2 protein-coding genes are annotated in these 5149 nt (G+C 74.1%); both read right to left on the bottom strand.

Features of this window, described 5'->3' with window-relative positions; translation table 11 throughout:
- Positions 1–1658 (bottom strand): condensation domain-containing protein (locus tag ACGF07_RS35500; protein WP_392905798.1); only part of this gene is annotated, 1658 nt, incomplete at its 3' end.
- Between the two features lie 78 nt (positions 1659–1736).
- On the bottom strand, positions 1737–5149 hold a 3413-nt coding region (locus ACGF07_RS35495; RefSeq protein WP_392905796.1), incomplete at its 5' end, for an amino acid adenylation domain-containing protein.

The raw sequence follows: 5149 nt of genomic DNA, 5'->3' as shown, positions 1-5149 counted from the left end.
TGGGCGTCGTCCAGGGGCACGTAGGTGCCGCCGGCCTTGAGGACGGCCAGGATCGCCACCACGAGGGCGGCCGAGCGGTCCATGAGCAGGGCGACCGGCGTCTCCATGCCCACGCCGGCCGAGACCAGCCGACGCGCCAGACCGTTGGCGCGCGCGTTGAGTTCGGCATAGGTCAGCTCGCCGTCCACCGCCACCAGGGCGACGGCGTCGGGAGTCGTGGCGGCCTGGGCCTCGAACACCGCGGGCAGTCCGCCCCCCGGCAGCGCCGCCACCGGGCCCCTGCCGTCCGCGAACAGCCGCTCCCGCTCCGCCGGGCTGAGCACCTCGATCCCGCCGATCGGGGTGTCCGGGGCGGCCACGACGGCCCGGAGCACCCGGACCAGGCGCTCGCCCAGCGTCGCGGCGGTGGCGTGGTCGAACAACTCCTCGGCGTACTCCACGGCACCGGTGAGGCCGTTGGCGGCTCCGCTGTCGTCGTGCTGCTCCACGAAGGCGAAGGTCAGGTCGAACTTGGCCATGTGCTGGTCCAGGTCCTGCGCGCGGCAGGTCAGCCCGGCGAAGTCAGACGGCAGGTCCTGGTCGCTGTCCAGCGTCAGCATCGTCTGGAAGAGCGGGTGACGGGCCGGGGTGCGGGCCGGGTTGAGGTGTTCGACCAGGCGGTCGAAGGGCACGTCCTGGTGGTCGAAGGCGTCGAGGTCGAGCCGCCGGACGCGCTCCAGCAGCTCCCGGAAGGTGGGGTCGCCGGAGGTGTCGGTGCGCAGCACCAGGGTGTTGACGAAGAAGCCGACCAGGTCGTCCAGGGCCTCGTCGGTGCGCCCGGCGACCACGGTGCCCAGCGGGAGGTCGGTGCCCGCGCCGACCCGGGTGTACAGCACGGCCACGGCGGCCTGGAGGACCATGAACAGGCTGGCCCGTTCCTGCGCCGCCAACTCGACGAGCGCGGCGTGCAGTTCGCCGCCGAGTGCGAGGTCGGCCGCGCCGCCGCGCCGGGTGGGTTCGGCCGGGCGGGGCCGGTCGTAGGGGAGGGCCAGTTCCTCCGGGGAGTCGGCCAGCGCCGCCTGCCAGTAGCCGAGTTGGGTGGCGAGCACGCTGTCCGGGTCGTCCTCGGCGCCGAGGAACTCCTGCTGCCAGAGCGTGTAGTCGGCGTACTGGACGGGCAGTGCTTCCCACGCCGGGCGGGTGCCCGCGCGGCGGGCGCGGTAGGCGGTGTCGAGGTCGCGGAAGAGCGGGCCGACGGACCAGCCGTCGCTGGCGATGTGGTGCATCAGCACCAGCAGCACGTGTTCACCGTGCGGCAGGGAGAACAGACGGCACAGCAGCGGGAGTTCGGTTGCCAGGTCGAAGACGTGCCGCACGGACTCGTCCAGCCGTGCGGTCAGCTCGGCCTCGTCGGCCACCGGCACGGCGGTCACCTCGACGGACTCGACGGCGGAGCCGTCCGGGTCGGCGATCACCTGGTGCGGCCGGCCGTCGACCGCCGGGAAGGTGGTGCGCAGCACCTCGTGCCGGACGAGCACGTCCCGCAGCGCGCGGGAGAGGACGGCGGGGTCGACCTCGCCGGTGAGCCGGACGGCGAACGGGGTGTTGTAGAGCGCGCTGGGGCCTTCGAGCTGTTCGACGAACCACAGCCGCTGCTGCGCGAACGACAACGGGATCAAGGTCTGCCTCCGGGCGGTGACGTGCAGGGTGGACGTGACGGTCGTGCCGGCCGGCGGTGCCGGACGGCGGGGAGCGACCTACGACGGGCTGCCCGGCCGGCGCATCGGCCTGAGGGCGGGACGGGCCTTGCGGGCCGCCGGCAGCGCGGTGGCGAGCTCACCGACCGTGGGGTGGTCGAAGAGGGTGCGGATCGACATCTCGACGCCCAGGGTGGTGCGGATGCGGCTGACCAGTTTGGTGGCGAGGAGGGAGTGGCCGCCGAGGTCGAAGAAGTCGTCGTCGATGCCGACCGTGGCCACGCCGAGCACCTGGGCGAACAGCTCGCACAGGCTCCGTTCCCGCTCGGTGCGGGGTTCGCGGCCTTGGGGTGTGGTGCGGTAGTCGGGGGCGGGGAGGGCGCGGCGGTCGACTTTGCCGTTGGCGGTGACGGGGAGGGTGTCGAGAGTGACGATGGCGGCGGGGAGCATGTAGGCGGGGAGGCGTTCGGCGGCGTGGGCGCGGAGTTCGGCGGGGGTGGCGGGGTCGGGGGTGGTGGTGTCGCTGGCGGTTGTCGCCGACCGGGTGATGTAGACGACGAGTCGTTTGTCGCCGGGTTGGTCCTCGCGGACGAGGGCTACGGCGTGGCCCACGGTGGGGTGGGTGGTGAAGGCGGTCTCGACCTCGGCGAGTTCGATGCGGAAGCCGCGGATCTTGACCTGGTCGTCGGTGCGGCCGAGGAATTCGAGTTGGCCGGTGGTGGTCCAGCGGGCGAGGTCGCCGGTGCGGTACATGCGTTCGCCCTTGCCGTTGCCGTAGGGGCAGGCGACGAAGCGTTCGGCGGTGAGGGTGGGGCGGCCGAGGTAGCCGCGGGCGAGGCCGGCGCCGGCGAGGTAGAGCTCGCCGGGGACTCCGGCCGGGACGGGTCGGAGGGTGTCGTCGAGGACGTAGGCGCGGGTGTTGGCGAGCGGGCGGCCGATCGGCACCACGTCCGGCACCGACTCCGCCGAGGCGATGGCGAGTTGGGTGGCACAGAGGGTGATCTCCGTGGGGCCGTAGAGCACCCGCACTCCGGCCCCCGGGACGGCCTCCAGCACCCTGCGGACCGCGGCCGAGGAGACCACGTCGCCGCCCGTGAGCACCTCGCGAACGCCGGTGAAGACACCGGGATCCTCCTCCGCGATGACCCGGAACAGCCCGGCGGTGACGTGCACATGGGTCAGCCGGTGGGCCCGGACCAGCGCCCCGATCGCGGCCGCGTCCAGCTCGCCGTGCGGCGCGACGACCACCTGGCCGCCGGAGAGCAGCGGCGCCCACAGCTCGTACGTCGACGCGTCGAAGGCGTGCGGCGCGTGGAAGAGCACCCGCAGGCCGTCCGGGTGCCGCCAGCACGGGTCCGAGGCGAGCTGGACCACGTCCCGGTGGGTGATGGCGATGCCCTTGGGCTCCCCGGTGGAGCCGGAGGTGAACATCACGTACGCGAGCTGTTCCGGGTGCAGGGGCATGCGGCGGGCGAGGCGGCGGCGCGGGGCGTCGAACCGGTCGCCGGTGAGCGGCAGTACGGGGCAGGGGGCCGCGGCGGCCAGCGGGTGGCCCCGGTGCGCCGCGTCGACCAGCACCAGCGCCGCGCCGGTGTCGGCGGTGATCCGCCGCAGCCGCTCGGCCGGGTGCCGGTCGTCCAGCGGGACGTAGGTGCCGCCGGCCTTGGTGACCGCGAGGATCGCCGTGACCAGGTCGGCCGAGCGGTCCATCAGCAGGACCACCGGGGTGTCCGCGCCGACCCCCGCGTCGGCGAGGTGGGCGGCCAGGTGCTCGGCCCGGGAGTCCAACTCGGCGTAGCTGAGCGTTCCGTCGGCGGCGACCACGGCCGGAGCGTCGGGGGTGGCGGCGGCCCGGGCCTCGAACAGCTCGGGCAGGGTGGCGTCGGGGACGGGCGAGGCGGTGTCGTTCCAGTCGGTGAGCAGCTGCTCGCGTTCGGCCGGGGCGAGGATCCCGAAGCTTCCGATCGGGGCGTCCGGGTCGGCCGCGGCGGCGTGCAGGACGCGCACCAGCCGGTCGGCGAGGGTGGCGGCGGTGCTCCGGTCGAACAGGTCCGTCGCGTACTCGACCGCCACCGTGAGCCCGTCCTGGGGGCCCTGCTCGGTGAAGCGGAAGGACAGGTCGAACTTGGCCACGTCCAGCTCGAAGGGGTGCTCGGCACAGGCGAGGTCCCCGAAGGCGGTGGGCACCGCGGCGCGGCCCTCCAGGGCGACCAGGGTCTGGAAGAGGGGGTGGCGGCCGGGGGTGCGGGTGGGGTTGAGGTGTTCGACCAGGCGCTCGAAGGGGACGTCCTGGTGGTCGTAGGCGTCGAGGTCGGTGCGGCGGACGCGGTCCAGCAGCTCCCGGAAGGTGGGGTTGCCGGAGGTGTCGGTGCGCAGCAGCAGGGTGTTGACGAAGAAGCCGACCAGGTCGTCGAGGGCCGCATCGGTGCGTCCGGCGACGGGGGTGCCGAGGGGCAGGTCGGTGCCGGCGCCGAGCCGGGTGTAGAGGGCGGCGACGGCGGCCTGCAGGGCCATGAACAGACTGGCCTGCTGCTGCGCCGCCACCTCGGCCAGGGCAGAGCGAAGTTCGCGGTCGACGGTGACTTCGACCAGGCCGCCCCGGTGGGTCGGCACGGCCGGGCGCGGCCGGTCGTAGGGGAGGGCCAGCTCCTCGGGCGCGTCGGCCAGGGCGGTTCGCCAGTGGGAGAGTTGGTCGGTCAGCAGGGCGGTGGGACCGGCCTCGGTGCCGAGGAGTTCGCGCTGCCAGAGGGTGTAGTCGGCGTACTGGACGGGCAGCGGCTGCCACTCGGGTGCCGAGCCGGTGCGGCGGGCCTGGTAGGCGGCGGCGAGGTCGCGGAAGAGCGGGGCGACGGACCAGCCGTCGGCGGCGATGTGGTGCAGCAGGACCAGCAGCACGTGCTCGCCGCCGGGGAGCGAGAACAGCGTGGCGCGGACGGGGAGGTCGCGGGCGAGGTCGAAGACCTCCCGCCCGGCCTCGGCCAGGGCCGTGCCGAGCTCCTCCGGAGTGCCGACGGCGACCGTCCGCAGGGCCGAGCCGGCGGCGGAGGAGACCACTTGGTGCGGCCGGCCGTCGGTGCTGGGGAAGGTGGTGCGCAGCACCTCGTGCCGGTCCACGACGTCGCGCAGGGCCTCGGCGAGGGCGGCGGTGTCGATCTCACCGGTCAGCCGGACCGCGACGGGCGTGTTGTAGAGCGCGCTGGAGCCCTCGAACTGCTCGATGAACCAGAGGCGTTGCTGGGCGGAGGAGAGCGGGATCCGCTCGGGCCGGTCGCCGGGCCGCAGGGCCGGGCGGGCCGCGCCGGTGACGGGCAGGGCGGCGGCCAGAGCAGCCACCGTCGGGTGGTCGAAGAGCGTGCGGATCGGCAGCTCCGCGCCGACGGTGGTGCGGATGCGGCTGGTGAGTTTGGTGGCGAGGAGGGAGTGGCCGCCGAGGTCGAAGAAGTTGTCGTCGATGCCGACGGTGGGCAGTGCGA

Source organism: Kitasatospora sp. NPDC048194 (genome assembly GCF_043202455.1).
Lineage (GTDB): Bacteria > Actinomycetota > Actinomycetes > Streptomycetales > Streptomycetaceae > Kitasatospora.
Note: the sequence above shows the minus strand (reverse complement) of the source record. Positions and strands in the feature narration are given on the sequence as shown.